This is a genomic window from Mesorhizobium sp. M7D.F.Ca.US.004.03.1.1 (genome assembly GCF_003998635.1).
Classification (GTDB): domain Bacteria; phylum Pseudomonadota; class Alphaproteobacteria; order Rhizobiales; family Rhizobiaceae; genus Mesorhizobium; species Mesorhizobium loti.
The window spans coordinates 1-492 of sequence record NZ_RZQG01001752.1 but is presented as its reverse complement, the minus strand read 5'-3'; the positions used below and the strand labels follow the sequence as shown (position 1 = coordinate 492).

Below are 492 nucleotides of genomic sequence, written 5' to 3'. Positions count from 1 at the left end.
CCAGAACCCCACTCAAAACTCGTCAGGCCAGGTGGGCCGCCGCTGACGGCGGCCCTTTGGTTCACACCACGAAGTCGCTTGAAATTGCCCCATTGCCGACGCCCGTCAGTGTGAACTCCGCCGGATTGTACGAAACGGCGGTATGGCCTTGGCCGTCATCGGCGAGCTTGAAGCCGTTTGCATCATAGGAGCCGACCAGATGCAGCGCGGTACCGTGGGTGCCGTCCGAAATAGTCAGCGTTCCGCCGCTGCCATCCTGGTTTGCCTGGTAGACGGCCGTCGTGCCCGCACCGAACAGGATGTCCTCTAGCTCCAGCCTGTCGTCATTGGTGATGCCGCCGATCTGCCCGCTGAAATCGAAGGAATCGTCGAGCTGCAGCGTGCCGGCCGCATCGTGCGCGAAGGTGACGTCCGTCGACGAGGCGCCGCCGAATTCGAGCTTCGACAGATTGCCGATCGTGGCATCGCCGTCGCCGGTCACCTGACCGTGGA

General features: G+C 63.2%; 1 pseudogene. It reads right to left on the bottom strand.

What is annotated here, in order from left to right:
- Nucleotides 1–61: 61 nt before the first annotated feature.
- Nucleotides 62–492: pseudogene (locus EN935_RS39855) on the bottom strand (adhesin); the annotation flags it as partial.